The sequence below is a fragment of the Paraburkholderia sp. BL27I4N3 genome, from assembly GCF_003386115.1.
GTDB lineage: Bacteria > Pseudomonadota > Gammaproteobacteria > Burkholderiales > Burkholderiaceae > Paraburkholderia.
The window spans coordinates 4,273,239-4,289,482 of the sequence record NZ_QREJ01000001.1; the positions used below are offsets into that span (position 1 = coordinate 4,273,239).

The following is a 16,244-nucleotide window of genomic DNA, read 5'->3' on the forward strand; positions in this document are numbered from 1 at the left end:
CTGCCCCACTTCCTGACTAACCGGAAAGCATGTTTGCGTGCACGAACCGCGCGCATTCAAACCAACAATTCTCAAGGGGAATCCAGTGCGACTGAACGCAGCAGCGAACTCACCTTGCGCCCGCTCGAGCGTACCGATCTGCGCTTCGTCCACGAAGTGAACAACAACGCGAAAATCATGCGTTACTGGTTCGAGGAGCCGTACGAAACCTTCTCAGAACTGACCCAGCTCTACGACCAGCACGTGCACGACTTGCGCGAACGGCGTTTTGTGGCGATCGACAACGAGGGGCAGACCGTCGGCGTGGTCGAGTTGATCGAGCTGGACTATATTCATCGACGCGGCGAGTTTCAGATCATCATCGCGCCGCATGCGCAGGGCCGCGGCTACGCCACGCTTGCCACCCAGCTCGCCACGGACTATGCGTTTTCCGTGCTGAATCTGCGCAAGGTCTACTTAATCGTCGACAAGTCGAATACCTCGGCGATTCACGTCTACGAAAAGTGCGGCTTCAGGCACGAGGCCGAACTGATCGAGGAATTTTTCGGCAATGGCAGCTATCACAATGCGTTGCGTATGTGCATGTTCCAGTCTGAGTTTTTCGAGGCCAATCGGCGCGCCGAGTGACGTGGCGACCGCGCACCGCTGCCGGATAACACAGGCGCCGCGCGCCCTGCTTTCTCGCCTGGCACCGTTTATCTTCTGCAAATACACCGTTATTTAGTAATTTCTGTTTAGTCGGTTGAATGACTTTGTGTGCATTGCACCAAGCATTGTGACTAACTTTCGCAAAACATTTAAATGCGGCTGCTCGTTTACGCGAATACGTGCCGCAAAGCGTTACTGGTGAAAGCGGCGTGCCCTGCCAGGTGTTTAGTTATCCATCGTATCCAACGCTATTTAGGTCAGTGCTTAACGATCAGGCAGGCACACGATACGGTGCGACAATTCGCCGCTGTTGCGACCGCACACAAGATGTGCTTGTCGTTCTCTCGCATTCTCCTAAAGTGCAATATGCGGGTTCAAAGTTAAAGTTAAATACATAGCTAACCTGAGTATCCACCCGCACCGGAGGACAATATGAAAATGCGAATCGCCGTTGTTTTCGCCATTGCGGGATTGGCCGCCGCGACTGTTCAGGCGCAAGACGTCATGATCAAGCCGCAGCAGACTATCCAGTTCAAGGCCAACGCCTATGGCTGCCTGTCGAAGGATAAACTCGACGCCGCCGACCAGCATGCGCAAGCTGGCGAACAGCAAAAGATGCAGGAATTTTTCTCCGGATACCAATGTGTTTCGACACCGGAAAACTCGAGTTTCCGCGTCGTGCGCGTAGTTGGCCATGACATCGAATTCGTGAATTCGGGTAATAGCGATACGCAAGGCCTGTGGGCAAACGATCGATTCATCAAGCAATAAGCTGAGCGCGTTCATTCCGGCGAAATGCCGGAATGTGATTTTGCGCGCGTGCGCCTCCTTCCTCTGACTCGATGAGCCGGAGATGATGAACCTGTGAGTTAAAAATCGGCTGGGCATTAATGCCCGGCCGATTTTATTTGCACGCTTGAGCCCCGCTTTCGAATGGACAGAAAAAAGCCAATGCGGATCGTCTGAATCCGCATCGGCAGTGCGCCTTCTCGCAAAGCGCAGGGAACAACCGTCAGCTCATCACGCGCCGCTCAATGTGAGTCGCGTGGCACCGGCGCACCGCTCGATCCGACCAGGAAGTCGAGATCCGCGCCCTGATCCGCTTGCAGCACGTGTTCGACGTAGAGCTTGTAGTAGCCGCGTTTGGGCGCCTCGGGCGCCTTCCATGCGGCGCGGCGGCGCGCTAGCTCTTCGTCGGTGACATCGAGATGCAAGCGGCGTGCTTCGACGTCCAGTTCGATCATGTCGCCGGTTTGCACGAACGCGAGCGGGCCGCCCGCCGCCGCTTCCGGCGACACATGCAGCACCACCGAGCCGTATGCCGTACCGCTCATGCGGCCGTCCGAGATGCGGACCATGTCGGTAATGCCCTTTTGCAGCACCTTTTTCGGCAGCGGCATATTGCCGACTTCCGCAAAGCCCGGGTATCCCTTCGGGCCCGCGCCTTTTAGAACCATGATGCAATGCTCGTCGATGTCGAGCGACTCGTCATCGATCTTCGCGTGAAATTCCTCGATGTTCTCGAACACCACCGCGCGCCCGCGATGCTTGAGCAACGCCGCGGTGGCCGCCGACGGCTTGATCACAGCGCCATTCGGCGCAAGGTTGCCCTTGAGCACCGCGATGCCGGCCTTCGGCTTGAACGGTTCGGCGAACATCGTGATGACTTTCTCGTCGTGATTCGGCGCGTTGCGCACGTTGTCCCAGATGGTCTTGCCGTTCACGGTCAGCGCATCGCGATGCAGCAGGCCTTGTTCGCCGAGTTGCTTCAACACCGCCGGCAAACCGCCCGCGTAGTAAAAGTCCTCCATCAGGTATTCGCCGGACGGTTGCAGGTTCACGAGACACGGCACATTCGAACCCAGCTCCCAGTCTTCAAGCGACAACTCCACACCAATGCGCTTGGCCAGCGCGATCAGATGGACGACCGCATTGGTCGAGCCGCCGATCGCCGCATTCGTGCGGATCGCGTTTTCAAAGGCCTGGCGCGTGAGGATCTTGTCCATCGTCAGATCCTCGCGAACCATGTCGACGATGCGCCGGCCCGCGAGATGCGCGAGCACCTGGCGGCGCGCATCGACCGCGGGAATCGCCGCGTTGTGCGGCAAACCCATGCCGAGCGATTCGACCATCGAGGCCATGGTCGAGGCCGTGCCCATGGTCATGCAGTGGCCGCGCGAGCGGTTCATGCACGACTCGGCTTCGGTGAATTCTTCCTGCGTCATCGTGCCGGCGCGCACTTCCTCGGACATCTGCCAGACGCCCGTGCCGGAGCCGATGTTCTTGCCGCGAAACCGGCCATTGAGCATCGGGCCGCCGGAGACGGCCAGCGCGGGCAGATTGCACGACGCCGCGCCCATTAGCAGCGCGGGCGTGGTCTTGTCGCAGCCGACCAGCAGAATCACGCCGTCCATGGGGTTGCCGCGAATCGACTCCTCGACGTCCATGGAGGCGAGGTTGCGAAACAGCATCGCGGTAGGCCGCAAATTGGTCTCGCCAAGCGACATCACCGGAAACTCGAGCGGCAAGCCGCCCGCTTCGTGCACGCCTTTTTTCACGTACTCCGCGAGTTCGCGAAAATGCGCATTGCACGGCGTGAGTTCCGACCACGTATTGCAAATGCCGATCACGGGGCGCCCGTCGAATTCGTCGTGCGGGATGCCCTGGTTTTTCATCCACGAGCGATGTAGAAAACCGTCGCGGTCCTTGAGGCCGAACCACGCCTGGCTGCGTAGCGGCTTTTTAGTCTGGTTCGAATCAGCCATGAAATCTCCTGTTGGCAAACGTGGGGGGCGGGGCGCGCGTCAGTGCACGCGCTTGCTGCGGCGGAACTGATCGAACAGCACCGCGAGCAGCAGGATCCCGCCGCGAATCAGGTATTGGTAAAAGGTCGGCACGTTGAGCAGGCTCATGGCGTCCTGCACCGAGCCCATGATCAGCACGCCGACCAGCACACCGGAAATCGTCGCGACGCCGCCCGTGAGCGACACGCCGCCGAGCACGCACGCGGAAATCACGCCGAGTTCCAGACCGACGGACGTCTTCGGGTCGCCCAGACTCATACGCGACGCAAGCATCACGCCCGCAAAACCGGTGACGAGGCCCTGCAATACGAACACTGTGATCTTGATCCGCGTCACCGGCAAGCCCGCCAGCAACGCTGCCTCGCTATTGCCGCCGACGGCCAGCACATTCTTGCCGAACACGGTTTTCTTCAGCAAAAAGCCGAACAGCACGAAGCCGACGATGTTGCTCCAGATCGGATACGAAATGCCGAGGAACGCGCCGCCGCCGAGGTCGAAGAAACGCTCTTCGGATATCATCACGGCGTCGCCATTCGAGGTGATGTAGGCGAGGCCGCGCACGACCTCCATCATGGCCAGCGTGACGATCAGCGAGTTGATCCTGTAGCGCGCGACCAGCACGCCGTTGACGAGTCCGACCGCGCCGCCCGCGAGCACGCCGGCCGCGACGCCGAGCATCACGCTATGCGTCGCGGTGATCAAGGTGGACGCCACCACGCCCGCGAACGCGACGATCGACGCCACCGACAAATCCACTTCGCCGAGCGCGAGAACGAACATCATCGTCACGGAGATCGAGCCGATCAGCGTGACGGAGAGCAGCAAGCCCTGGATGTTTCGCGAACTCAAAAAATCCGGCACGGTGAACGACAAAGCCGCGAACAGAATCACGAACACCATCACGATGCCGGACTTGTTGATCAGGTCCCAGGTGCGCGCGGCGCGCGCGCTCAGGCTCGCTGAGGCGACGGCTGGGGTCGAGGAATCGGTTGAGGGTGTCTGCATGGTGTTTATTCCGTTTCTATGACGCGATTCGATTCAGTTGGCTTCGTGTTCTCGTGTGTATGCGGCCGGGGTCAGCGAGGAAGGGCCAGCTTGATGAGCGCATCCGGCGTGGCCTGCGCCTTGGGCAGATCGCCAACGATGCGGCCTTCCTTCATCACGACCACGCGATCCGCCACGCCGATCACTTCGGCGAGGTCGCTCGACACGACGATCACCGTGCGGCCCGCTTCGGCAAGCCCATACAGCAGCCCATAAATCTCGCTGCGCGCGCCGACGTCGATGCCACGCGTGGGTTCGTCCATCAGGAACACGTCGATGTCCTCGGCGAGCCAGCGCGACAGAATCACCTTCTGCTGATTGCCGCCGGAGAGCGTGCCGATCGGCGTGTCGCCATTGCGCGTCTTGATCGCAAGCTTGCCGATGAACTCTTTGGCGGTCTGCGCTTCCTTGCGCCCGTTGAGCACGTTGAAGCGGCTGAAATGGCGTCGGCAGCTGATGTTGAGGTTGTCCGATACCGACGCGATCGAAACGATGCCTTCCTGCTTGCGATCTTCCGGACAGAGCGCGACGCCCGCGCGTACGGCGTCGCGCGGCGTGGCAAAACGCACGCGCTTGCCTTTGAGCGTGATCTCGCCGGCTGCCGGTTTGACCGCGCCGTAGATGAGCTTCATCAACTCTGAGCGCCCCGCGCCTACGAGTCCGAAGAAGCCGACAATTTCGCCTTTGCGTGCCGTGAAAGAAGCCGGTTCACGCAGGCCGCGTCCCATCAATTCCTTGACGTCGAGTTGCACGTCGCCGAGGTCGCGCGAGCGATAGCCGTACACGTCGGCGATCGAACGGCCCACCATGCAGCTGATCAGGCGATCGCGGTCGAGTCCTTCACCCGCTTCGAACGTATCGATGCGGCGGCCATCGCGAAACACCGTGACCCGATCGCACAGTTCGTAGACTTCATCCATCCGATGCGTGACGTAGATGATCACGCGGCCTTCGGCCTTCAATGCACGAATGATCCGGAACAGTTGCGTCGTCTCACGCGAGGACAGCGAACTGGTCGGTTCGTCGAACGCGATCACGCGCGCGTCGCGCATCAACGCCTTGCCGATTTCGATCATTTGCCGCTGGCCGATCGAGAGATTTTTCACTTGCTGCGACGGATCGATCTTTTCGCCGAGCCGCTCCAGCTCGCGCACCGCGCGCGCTACCAGCGCTTTTTCGTCCAGTACCCCGAAACGATTGGGCAGGGCGCCGAGCATCAGGTTTTCCGCAACCGTCAGTTCCGGCACGAGATGCAGTTCCTGATAGATGATTGCCACGCCCGCGGCGATCGCGGCCTTGGTCGTGATGAATTGCTGTTCGACGCCATCGAGCGACAAGCTGCCCGCCGCCGGCTGATTCACGCCGGACAACACCTTGAGCAGCGTCGATTTGCCGGCGCCGTTCTCGCCCATCAACCCGTGCACTTCGCCGCGCCGCACGTCGAGCGACACCTGGTCGAGCGCGAGCACGCCGGGAAAGCGCACGGTGATCCCGTCGAGCCGCAGATACGGCTCGGTGGACGCGAGCGCGGGCGAGGGCGCCGCTTCGGCGGTGTGGGGATCGATGTGTGGGGACGTCATCAAAAAACCTCAAGCTGGTGAACAACCTATACGGGCCGCTCTCGCGTGAGCGAGATGGCCCGCAGCGTGCGAACTCGAATCCCGCTTAAATACCGAGTTCCTTGCGCACTTCCTGCCAGTTGCTGCGCACCATCAGCTTGCCGGTAGTCTGCGTATCGGCGGGCGGCTGCTTACCGTCCTTGATCCACTCGACGAGGTTCTCCGTGCTTTCCTTGCCATGCATCGTCGAGCTCACGGCGATCGTGCCGTAAAAGCCCGTCGGTTCCTTCTTCTGGAATTCGGCGAACGCTTCGCCCGCACCGTTGATGCCGACGCCGATCACGTCCGCAGCCGGAATATGCAACTGCTCGGTCGCGCGCACGCCGCCCAGCACGCTTTCCTCATTCAGCGCGAAGATCACCCACTTCTTGATGTTCGGATGCTGCGCGAGCACCGGCGACGACGCGTTGAAGCCGCCTTCGTCATCGGTCGTCTTTTGCGGGGCGTCGAAGATATTTTCCTTCTTGAAGCCGCCGGCAATGAGCGATTGTGTCGCGCCGTCGGTGCGCAATTTCGCGGTCGGCAATTCGTAGTTCGTGATGCGCAACGCGCCGACTTCTTCCGGCTTCCAGCCGCGGCGTTTCATCTCTTCGGCGATGGCCGTGCCGACCTGATTGCCGATCTTGAACGCGGACATGCCCAGATGCGGCACGTTCGCCAGCGGCTTGCCGGTCGAGTCGACCAGTTGATCGTCGACGGTGACGAACTTCATGTTGTAGCGCTTGGCGCGCGCCTGGATTGCCGGTCCGAGACGCACGTCGGGTGCGCAGATCACAAAGCCTTTGGCGCCTTGTGCGCCGAGGTTGTCGATCGCGGCCAGCACTTTTTCACCGTCCGGCGTGCCGATGTTCACCACCGAGAAGCCGTCCTTCTGGCCGAGCGCGCTAGCGGCTTTCTGTTCGTTGATGAACCAGGCCTGTTCCGGCATCTTCACGAGGAAGCCGACTTTGAGCGGCGCGTCCGCGTGCGCGGAAAGTTGCATGGCAAAAGGCGCGGCGAGGGCGGCGGCCGCCATTGCGGTTAGCGTCAAACGGCGAAGCTTGCTGGTCATATCTGTCTCCTGAAGTTGAAAAAGCTGCGTTGATTTATTTGATTGCAGCGGTTGATGCACGGCGGCGTCAGCGAGGACGCGGATGGACGTTGGAATGCATGGTGACGTGAAGCGATCGCATGACCATCAGCCCGCCACGTACGCCGTTTTCACGGCGCTCCAGAAGGCCGCGTCCGTTGCGCCATAAGTGGACGCTTTGCGGCCGCCGCCGGGCGCGTGACGCTCGACGGCCGTGGTCGGCAGATTGATCGTGACAAGGCCGCTGTGGACATGACGGCGGAAATGCCGCGCGCGATTGAGCGAGCGCGTGCAAATGCCGGCGCACAGACCGTAAGCGGTGTCGTTCGCGAGATGCAGCGCGTGATCGTAGTCGTCCGCGCGCAGCACGACGGCAACGGGGCCGAAGATTTCCTCCCGCGCGACACGATGTTCCGGTTCGCCGACGAACAGCGCCGGTTCGAAAAAATAGCCGCGCGTCGCGCGCTCCAGTTGGCGGCCGCCGTGCAGCAATCGCGCGCCTTCCTGCTGGCCGATGCGCACATAGTCGAGATTGCGCTCCAACTGCGCGGCGTTGGCCACGGGACCCATGTCCGTGCCGTGCTTCAAGGCATGATCGATCGAGAGTCTCGCGAGCTTCGCCTGCAATGCGTCCACGAACGGCTCAAACACCGCGCCTTCGACAATCAGCCGCGCCGCCGCGGTGCTGCGTTGACCCGTCGAGCCATAGGCGCCGCTCAAGGCGGCTTCGACGGCGGCTTCGAGATCGGCGTCGGCCAATACGACGAAGGGATTCTTGCCGCCCATCTCAAGTTGCACGCGCGCCTGCCGGGCGACTGCCGCTTGCAGCACGCGCGTGCCGGTCTCCGCCGAACCGGTGAAGCTCACGGCCGCCGTCAGCGGATGCGCGGCAATCCGCGCGCCGACCTGACGGCCGCTGCCCATCACGAGGTTGAACACGCCCGCGGGCAGACCGGCGCGGCTGATGATCGAGGCCAGCGCCGCCGCGCAAGCCGGTGTCGATTCGGCTGGTTTGAAGACGACGCAATTGCCATGAGCGAGCGCGGCGCCGATCTTCGCCGCGGCAATCGCCAGCGGCGCGCTCCACGGAGCGATGATGCCGACCACGCCGAGCGGTTCGCGCGTTACGTCGATCTCGACGCCGGCACGCGCCGACGCGACGGGCTCGGCGAAGACACGCAAGGCTTCCGCCGCGCACAGTTTGAAGGTCTGCCCGGCACGCGTCGCCTCGACCAAAGTGTCGGGCAGCGTCTTGCCGACTTCACGCGCCAGCAGCCGGCCCAGTTCGTCGCGGCGCGCGAGCATCTCGCTGCCGATGGCGTCGAGCGCATCCGCGCGGCGCTGCGCCGAACCAAGCGACCACTCGCGGAAGGCCGCGTGCGCGGCCTCGATGGCCATATCGGTTTGTCGCACGTCGGCTCGCACATACTCGCCGACCGGATCATCCAGGTCCGAAGGATTGAGCGAGACGCCGGTGGTCGCGCCCGTCTCCCATCCGCCATTGATGTAGTGGCGAAACGGGCTTGCAACGAGTGGGACGAGCGGATCGCGGTTCATCGAAGGGGAAGGCGCCACACAGGAAGCTCAGAAAGTCCACGAATGGTATGAGCCGTCCCAATAACTTTCCAATCCCTTTTTAGGCTATCCCGATATCAATTCCGGTATGGCATGATGGAGCCTTGCCTTGGCAGAGTTCGCGGCTCGTGACTGCGAGCCGCCTCATCGAAACCGGTCGGAGACAGGCCATGACGCGTAGCTACTCGAACTGGTTCGTGCGGGCGCGGCTCAAGACGCGGCAACTGCTATTGCTCGCGGCAATGGAAGAGGAAGGCAACGTCCGGCGTGCCGCCGACGTGCTCGGCATGACCCAGCCCGCGGCGTCGCGACTGCTGAAAGAGCTCGAGGACATGCTGGAAGTGAGCCTGTTCGACCGCACGCCGCACGGCATGCATGCCACGCTGTACGGCGAGGTGATGATCCGTCATGCGCGCATGGTGCTATCGAACCTGAGTCATGCGCACGACGAAATCTCGGCGTTGCGCGCGGGGCTGGCGGGGCAAGTGCGGATCGGCGTGATCGCGGCGGCAGCGGCGACCATGGTGCCGCGCGCGATTGCCAGCGTGAAGGAGCGCTATGCGCAACTGCAAATCTGGACAGAGGTCGAAACCTCGGATGTGATGCTGCCGCGACTGGCGGAAGGTGAACTGGACATTATGATCGGCCGCGTACTGGAGCGGCAGAATCAGTTCAAGACTGAAGTCCGCTACGAACCGCTCGCCGACGAGCCGCTTTGCGTGGTGGCGCGTCCCGGCCATCATCTCGAAAATGAGACAGGTTTGACGCTGCGCGGAATCGTCAATGCCAGCTGGGTTTTACATCCTCCGGGCAGTGTTTTGCGTCATCGATTTGATCTGATGTTTTCGCAAATCGGGCTGAATCCGCCGCAAAACGTGGTCAATACCAACAATTTTCTGGCGATTTCGAGCCTGCTTCTTCAAAGCGACATGTTGGCGGTTTTACCCGACGAAGTGGCGCGTCAATACCAACAGTACGGCGTGCTGAAGCGGATACCGATCGATTTACCGTGCAGGATGGATACATTCGGTATCATCACGCGCCAGTCACACCTGCTTTCGCCGGCGGCCTCGGTTGTGCTGGAAGCCTTGCGGGAAGCCGCTAGCGAGGTGTACGGCACCGCTTTCGAGCCAACAGTGGCGCGATAAATGCTTCTCCCGTGGTGACGACAGCCGGCTGGCGGCGCGCGGGAGGGACAGAAGATGTACAACAAACACGGAAAACGGCAACGCGCCGTCGACGATTCTTTTTCAGTTCGCTCCGGCGGAGCGAGCGCCTGGTTTAGCAACGGCATGGCTCTCAAATCGACGATTTACAAGGCGGAACTGCAGATCGCCAACATGGACCGGCACTACTACGCCGACCATTCGCTGACGATCGCCCGCCATCCCTCGGAAACCGACGAACGGATGATGGTTCGGGTCGCCGCGTTCGCGCTGTTCGCGCAGGAGCGGCTCGAATTCTGCAAAGGTTTGTCGGATGTGGACGAACCGGATCTGTGGGAAAAAGATCTGACCGGCGCGATCGACACCTGGATCGAAGTCGGCCAGCCGGACGAACGGCGCATCGCCAAGGCGAGCGGCCGCTCGAACAAAGTGATCGTGATTGCTTACGGCGGTCGTGCGTCGGACATCTGGTGGCAGGGCGTGCGCAATAAGGTTGAGCGCATGCGCAACGTGACGGTTTGGACGCTCGGCGAAGACGTCGCCACTGCCCTCGGCTCGCTGGCCGAACGGACCATGCGGCTGCAATGCACCGTGCAGGACGGCGAAGCATGGCTTGGCAGCGCCGATGCCGATGCGGTGAAAATCGAATGGACGGTGCTTAAGGCGCCCGCCAACGCCTGACGCTTCGACGCCTTACAAACTTGCCGATAGCTTTATAGCGACGTCACGTGCGCCGCTTCCGGCGGGCCTTTCAGTTCGACCATGTTGCCTTCCGGGTCGAACAGATACAGCGACTGTCCGTAGCCGTCCGCGCCATAGCGCTGCCCCAGTTCACCCAGCCGCGCGCCGTGTTCGACCAGATGCGCCTTGAGCGCTTCAGCGTCGAACGGATCGATGCGCAAGCACACGTGATCCATATTCCGCCCGGTGCCCGGCACGCCGTTTTCGGCGTGATCGAGCTTGGCGCCCACCTGCAACAGATCGATCAGCGAACGCCCCGCGCGTAACTGCGTCAGGCCTAGATCGCGCTGCTCTTTTTCGACGCTGCAGCCGAGCACGTCGCAATAGAAACGCGCCATGGTCTCGACTTTCGTCGCCCGAATGACAACATGATCGATCTCGCGAATGTGGATTTTCATATGGAACGCCCCTTGGCTGGCTCGCAGAACGCGTGAATTGCCAGTGTAGAAGAAAGGGCGGCGCTGCGAGTGCAGGTCGTGAAAGCCGCGTTAAGGGCTGGATCAGGACCATATGGACGAAAAAAAGCCCGCTCTATGTGGAGCGGGCTGAATCCATATCAGGAGGAGACATGGAGGAGACAAGTACTAATATACACATCGGCCTGGTGCGACGCAATAACTTTTTAAGGGAAAACCCGATATCGTGCCAAATTGTCGCAGTTTTCCGTTAAACGGACGCCCGGCGGGGCTTTGGGTCTACGAAGAAGCGCAATGACAGAGCAAGAACCGGAGCGTAGTGTGTCGGCATGCGTCCTACATTGGTGAGCATCGACACCGTCTCTTCGGGACCATCATGAACCGCAAATCTACCGATACCGCCTCCAGCGCCAGCCACTGGACTTCCGACGACGCGCGCTGGCAAGCCGTCACCCACCGCGAGTCGCAAGCCGATGGCGCGTTCTTCTACGCCGTCAAAACGACCGGCGTGTTCTGCCGTCCGTCGTGCGCGTCGCGCCTGCCGCGCCGTGAGAACGTTGCTTTCTTCACCGATGCCGCCGCCGCGCGCACCGCGGGCTTTCGCGATTGCAAGCGCTGCCAGCCCGGCGGCCTGCCGCGCGAGCTGGAAATCGTGAATCGCGCGTGCGCCGCGCTGGACGCCGACCCGCAGGAGCGCCTCACGCTCGCGCAACTGAGCGACGCCGTGCACGTCAGCCCGTTCCATCTGCAGCGTCTTTTCAAGCGGGTGGTGGGCGTGTCGCCGCGTCAATATCAGGCCGCGCGGCGGGGCGCCGCGTTGCGCGACGCGCTCCAGAGCGGCTCGGACGTCACTCGCGCCACGCTCGACGCGGGCTTCGGCTCGCCGTCACGGATGTACGACAGTGCGTCGGCCGAACTGGGCATGGCGCCGTCCGCGTATCGCCGCAAGGGTGCCGGACTGACCGTTCGCTACGCCAGCGCGCCGACGTCGCTCGGTTATGTGCTGGTCGCGGCGACAGAGAAGGGTATCTGCAAGATCGCTTTCGGCGACGACAAAGCCGTACTCGCCGGCGACCTGCGCGGCGAATTCGCCAACGCCGACGTGCTGGAAGATACCGAACACCTGGCACCGTTCATCGCTCAGATCGACGCCTATTTGCATGGCACCCGTCAGGACTTCGATCTGCCGCTGGATATCGCCGCGACGGCATTCCGCCAGCGCGTGTGGGACGCGTTGCGGCGCATCCCGTACGGTGAGACGCGCAGCTATTCGCAGATCGCCGAATCAGTCGGCGCGCCTCGCGCCGTGCGCGCTGTAGCGAGCGCCTGCGCGACGAACCCGGTGGCACTGGCGATTCCTTGTCATCGCGTGGTGGCCAAGGGCGGGGCGCTGGCGGGCTATCGCTGGGGTTTGCCGCGCAAGGCCGCGCTGCTGGACAACGAGGCGCAGCACGCCGGCGGCTTCCCGCACGGCCAGACCGAGCGCAACCAGCGCGTCGATGCCGACGCCGACGTCGACACCGAAACCACCACCAAACTGGACCACGCCGCGTGAGTACGCTCGACGAAGTCGCTACCCTTGAATTGCCGTTCAAATCACCCTTCGACTGGCCGCGCCTGCTGCGTTTCTTCGGCGGACGCGCGACGCCCGGCGTCGAAGCGGTGGAAGACGGCGCGTACCGCCGCGCGATTGATTGGGCCGGCGACAGCGGCACGCTGAGCGTACGTCTGCATCCGCGCAAGCGTTGCCTCGTCGCCAGCATGGAAGGGCCGGTAAGCCGTCACGCCGACGCGCTCGCCGCGCCGATTGCGAAGATGTTCGACCTGCACGCCGATCCGAAAAAGATCGGCGCAGAACTCGCCGCGGATCCGTGGCTCGCGCCGCTGGTTGAAGCCGTGCCCGGCTTGCGTGTGCCGGGCGCGTGGTCGGGCTTCGAGCTGGTGGTGCGTGCAATCGTCGGGCAGCAGGTCAGCGTGAAGGCGGCGACCACCATCATCGGCAGACTGGTGCAGCGCGCCGGCGAGCGTATCGAGGGACATCCGCATGAGAGCACCGCTTGGCGTTTCCCGACGCCCGCCGCGCTGGCTGCTGTGGATCTCGCGCAAATCGGCATGCCGGGTAAACGTGTAGCGGCATTGCAGGGTTTCGCGCACGCGGTCGCCACCGGCGACGTGCCGCTCGACAGCAACACGGCCGATGCCGACAGTCTGCGTGCCGCGCTGCTGGCGCTGCCCGGCATCGGGCCGTGGACCGTCGAGTACGTCGCCATGCGCGCATGGCGCGATGCCGACGCGTGGCCCGCGTGGGACCTCGTGCTGATGCAGTCGATCCGCGCGCGCGATCCGTCGCTCGTGCGGCCCACGCAGCAGCGCGTCCGCACCGACACATGGCGGCCGTGGCGTGCATACGCGGCGATGCATCTGTGGAATGAAGTAGCGGACCGCGCGGGCGCCGCGCGTGGCGGCTGAAGCGGCGCGTCGCTCCTGGCGGTTGACGTGGTGCGTCGCCGACGGCGGCCGACACAACGCGCGGCTTTGGGGGAAGAAATGCGGATAGCGCGCGACGTGCGTGACGGATAGAGTGAAGTCGGGCAAAGCCAACGGACTGGCGCAAAAAGCAGTGAAATTGGCCCAAAGTAGAAGCGGTCCGAAGTGCTCCGGCGACCCGCTGAAGCGGCCTCAAGCAGCCGTTCTGGCGAGATGTTAAAGTGCCCGCTACCGAAAATTCCGCCGAACGTTGTCAACCGCAGTGCTGCGGCACATGGCGGCCGACAACGCCCGACTCGCATCAATGCCAAACACGACACCTTCCCGCACGACCGACGCGCTCTCGCACCGCCTGTCCGTGCTGACCTCAGGCCCGCAGCGCGACGCGCTGATACGCGGCCTGCGCGGCATCGAAAAGGAAAGCCTGCGCGTGACGCACGAGGGCAAGCTCGCCTTGACGCCGCATCCGCGCGCGCTCGGTTCGGCGCTCACGCATCCGTCGCTCACCACGGATTATTCCGAAGCGCTGCTCGAACTGATCACGCCGGCTGAGCATGACGTCGCGCTCACGCTCGAAAAGCTCGATACGCTCCACCGTTTTGTCTACGCGCAACTCGACGACGAGATTCTGTGGAACAACTCCATGCCGGGCCTCTTGCCCGACACCGACGACGGCATTCCGATCGCGAACTATGGCAGCTCGAACATCGGCAAGCTGAAGTACGTGTACCGCATCGGCCTCGCGCTGCGCTACGGCCGCACGATGCAGTGCATTGCGGGCATCCACTACAACTATTCGCTGAACGAAGAAGTGTGGGGGCGGCTGCATGCCGACCAGCAATCCACCGCGAGCGCGGTCGATTTCCAGTCCGAACGGTATCTCGCGCTGATCCGCAATTTCCGCCGCACCAACTGGCTGCTGATGTATCTGTTCGGCGCATCGCCGGCGCTGGATCGGCGTTTCCTCCGCGATCGCAAACACACGCTCGACACGTTCGACGCCGACACGCTCTATCGTCCGTACGCAACCAGTTTGCGCATGAGCGACCTCGGCTATTCGAACACCGCGGCGCAAGCCGAATTGCGCGCCGATTACGACACGCTGCCGGGCTACCTCGACGCGCTCGCGAAAGCCGTGAGCCAGCCGTACCCCGCATACGAGGCAATCGGCACGCAACGCGACGGCGAGTGGGTACAGATCAACACGAACGTGCTGCAGATCGAAAACGAGTTTTACTCGACGATCCGTCCGAAGCGCATCACGCATCCGGGCGAGCGTCCGCTGCACGCGCTCGCCGCACGCGGCGTGCAATACGTGGAAGTGCGTTGCATGGACATCGACCCATTCGAGCCCACCGGCATTTCGCTCGAAACGTCCCGCTTTCTCGACGCTTACCTGCTGGTGTGCGCGCTCGACGACAGCGCGCTGTTACCGCCAGATGCTTATGCCGAAGCCAACCAGAATTTCGGCCGCGTAACGATGGAAGGGCGCAAGCCGGGCCTTGAACTGGCACGCGACGGCCAACCGGTTGCGATGACGGACTGGGCGAACGAGCTGCTCATCAAGATCGACGCGGCCGCCGCCGCGCTCGACACTTTGCATGGCGGCGATGCGCATGCTCGCGCCGTCGCGGTTCAACGCGCGAAGCTGGCGGATGCATCGCTCACGCCGTCGGCGCGCGTGCTGCAGACCATGCGCGAGAAGCAGCAGAGCTTCCTCGCATTCGGTCTCGAACAAAGCGAAGCACACGCCACGCATTTCCGCTCACGTCCGCTGGATGCGGAACAGACCCAGGCCTTCACCGATCTCGCCGCGCAATCGCTTGCCGAGCAAGCCAAACTCGAACGGGAAGAAGTCGGTTCGTTCGACGCGTTCGTCGCTGCATATCGGGCGTATACGCTGAACCGGTTCAGCGTCTGAATCACGCTTGCAGGCGACATGACGAAAGAGCGGCCAACACGGCCGCTTTTTTTATTTCGCGCCGGTAACGTCTACGCAAAGTGCAGTGCGTTTCAAACGTCATCGGCAAATACTCCGCGCGTTCTAACGATTCTCTGATCCAGATGAAACACCGTCCCCGCGCCGTAGTCCAAACTGACATGACGCGCACCACAGAGGGAGGATTCAACGTGATGAAGAAAAGTCTGTTGGCCATGCTGTGCGTAGCGGCGGCGGGATGTTCAACGCAAGGGCAGGTCGATCCGGACGTCATGCAGATCGCGACCACGCCGCTAACGTGTTCGAACAAGACGGAATGCGATGTCTGGTGGCAACGCGCGCAAGCGTGGGTGGCGAGCCATTCGACGTACAAGATCGATGCCTCGACCGACACGTTGATTCAGACCGCCGGCCCGGATGGCGGCAAACGCGCGCTGGCGTATCAGATCACGCGCGCCGCGAATCCGGACGGCACGGCAACGATCGGCTTCGCCGCGCATTGCGACGGCTCCATGGGCTGCAAGCCGAACCCGTGGGAAGCCGGCGCCGACTTCAAGCAATACGTGCGAGGCACTGCGGCCGGCGCGCCGCAGAGTGGCGCTAAACCCCCGCAAGCCGCGCCGACGACGCCGCATCCGGATGGCATGCAGGGTCAATCGGTCCCGGCGACGAATGGCGAAGCCGTCACGCAATAAACGCTGAAGACGCGCGCGAGAAGTTGCAGGAACAATGTCGT

General features: G+C 62.5%; 14 protein-coding genes. 8 read left to right on the forward strand and 6 right to left on the reverse strand.

From position 1 onward, the window contains the following. The first annotated feature begins 54 nt into the window (after positions 1 to 54). Together speG and sap1 are read left to right on the forward strand one after the other, a co-directional pair. Positions 55 to 627: a spermidine N1-acetyltransferase gene (gene speG / locus B0G71_RS19320; RefSeq protein ID WP_258875773.1), complete on the forward strand. Its 573-nt coding sequence runs from the start codon at positions 55 to 57 to the stop codon at positions 625 to 627. A gap of 453 nt (positions 628 to 1,080) precedes the next feature. After that, complete coding sequence (gene sap1, locus B0G71_RS19325) at positions 1,081 to 1,419, forward strand: surface attachment protein Sap1 (RefSeq protein ID WP_012434866.1); 339 nt, start codon at positions 1,081 to 1,083, stop codon at positions 1,417 to 1,419. A gap of 260 nt (positions 1,420 to 1,679) precedes the next feature. On the opposite strand, the gene B0G71_RS19330 is transcribed toward sap1, so the two are convergent. The 5 genes from B0G71_RS19330 to B0G71_RS19350 form a co-directional block, all read right to left on the reverse strand. After that, complete coding sequence (locus tag B0G71_RS19330) at positions 1,680 to 3,413, reverse strand: IlvD/Edd family dehydratase (protein WP_116143493.1); 1,734 nt, start codon at positions 3,411 to 3,413, stop codon at positions 1,680 to 1,682. A gap of 39 nt (positions 3,414 to 3,452) precedes the next feature. Next, positions 3,453 to 4,457, reverse strand: a complete 1,005-nt coding sequence (gene araH, locus B0G71_RS19335; protein WP_116143495.1) for an L-arabinose ABC transporter permease AraH — start codon at positions 4,455 to 4,457, stop codon at positions 3,453 to 3,455. Between the two features lie 71 nt (positions 4,458 to 4,528). Next, entirely contained in the window at positions 4,529 to 6,076 is a 1,548-nt protein-coding gene (araG, locus tag B0G71_RS19340) for an L-arabinose ABC transporter ATP-binding protein AraG (protein WP_116143496.1), read from the reverse strand. A gap of 85 nt (positions 6,077 to 6,161) precedes the next feature. Continuing rightward, positions 6,162 to 7,166, reverse strand: a complete 1,005-nt coding sequence (locus B0G71_RS19345) for an arabinose ABC transporter substrate-binding protein (RefSeq protein ID WP_116143498.1) — start codon at positions 7,164 to 7,166, stop codon at positions 6,162 to 6,164. 126 nt (positions 7,167 to 7,292) lie between these two features. Beyond that, positions 7,293 to 8,741 (reverse strand): aldehyde dehydrogenase family protein, encoded by a 1,449-nt coding sequence (locus B0G71_RS19350; protein ID WP_116143500.1) that lies wholly within the window; start codon positions 8,739 to 8,741, stop codon positions 7,293 to 7,295. Between the two features lie 188 nt (positions 8,742 to 8,929). Here B0G71_RS19350 and B0G71_RS19355 point away from each other — a divergent pair, with 188 nt between their 5' ends. Both B0G71_RS19355 and B0G71_RS19360 read left to right on the forward strand, forming a co-directional pair. Next, positions 8,930 to 9,907 carry a LysR family transcriptional regulator gene (locus B0G71_RS19355; RefSeq protein ID WP_116143502.1) on the forward strand — a complete coding sequence of 326 codons (978 nt, stop codon included), beginning with the start codon at positions 8,930 to 8,932 and terminating at the stop codon, positions 9,905 to 9,907. Positions 9,908 to 10,051: 144 nt separating this feature from the next. After that, positions 10,052 to 10,606 (forward strand): YaeQ family protein, encoded by a 555-nt coding sequence (locus B0G71_RS19360; RefSeq protein ID WP_106284955.1) that lies wholly within the window; start codon positions 10,052 to 10,054, stop codon positions 10,604 to 10,606. A gap of 32 nt (positions 10,607 to 10,638) precedes the next feature. Here the strand turns inward: B0G71_RS19360 and B0G71_RS19365 are convergent, their stop codons facing one another. Next, on the reverse strand, positions 10,639 to 11,064 hold the full coding sequence (locus B0G71_RS19365; RefSeq protein ID WP_116143504.1) for a VOC family protein: 426 nt from the start codon (positions 11,062 to 11,064) through the stop codon (positions 10,639 to 10,641). Between the two features lie 394 nt (positions 11,065 to 11,458). Between B0G71_RS19365 and ada the strand changes: the two genes are divergently transcribed. The 4 genes from ada to B0G71_RS19385 all read left to right on the forward strand — a co-directional run bounded on the left by ada (position 11,459) and on the right by B0G71_RS19385 (position 16,203). Beyond that, positions 11,459 to 12,637, forward strand: coding sequence for a bifunctional DNA-binding transcriptional regulator/O6-methylguanine-DNA methyltransferase Ada (gene ada / locus B0G71_RS19370; RefSeq protein WP_116143506.1), 1,179 nt, complete (start codon positions 11,459 to 11,461; stop codon positions 12,635 to 12,637). Beyond that, positions 12,634 to 13,551, forward strand: a complete 918-nt coding sequence (locus B0G71_RS19375; protein WP_116143508.1) for a DNA-3-methyladenine glycosylase — start codon at positions 12,634 to 12,636, stop codon at positions 13,549 to 13,551. Before ada ends, B0G71_RS19375 begins: the two co-directional genes overlap by 4 nt. Positions 13,552 to 13,873: 322 nt before the next feature. Then, positions 13,874 to 15,490, forward strand: a complete 1,617-nt coding sequence (gene gshA / locus B0G71_RS19380; protein WP_116148717.1) for a glutamate--cysteine ligase — start codon at positions 13,874 to 13,876, stop codon at positions 15,488 to 15,490. A gap of 212 nt (positions 15,491 to 15,702) precedes the next feature. Beyond that, a complete protein-coding gene (locus B0G71_RS19385; protein ID WP_181916919.1) occupies positions 15,703 to 16,203 on the forward strand; it encodes a hypothetical protein in 501 nt (166 codons plus the stop codon). The last annotated feature ends 41 nt before the right edge of the window (positions 16,204 to 16,244 follow it).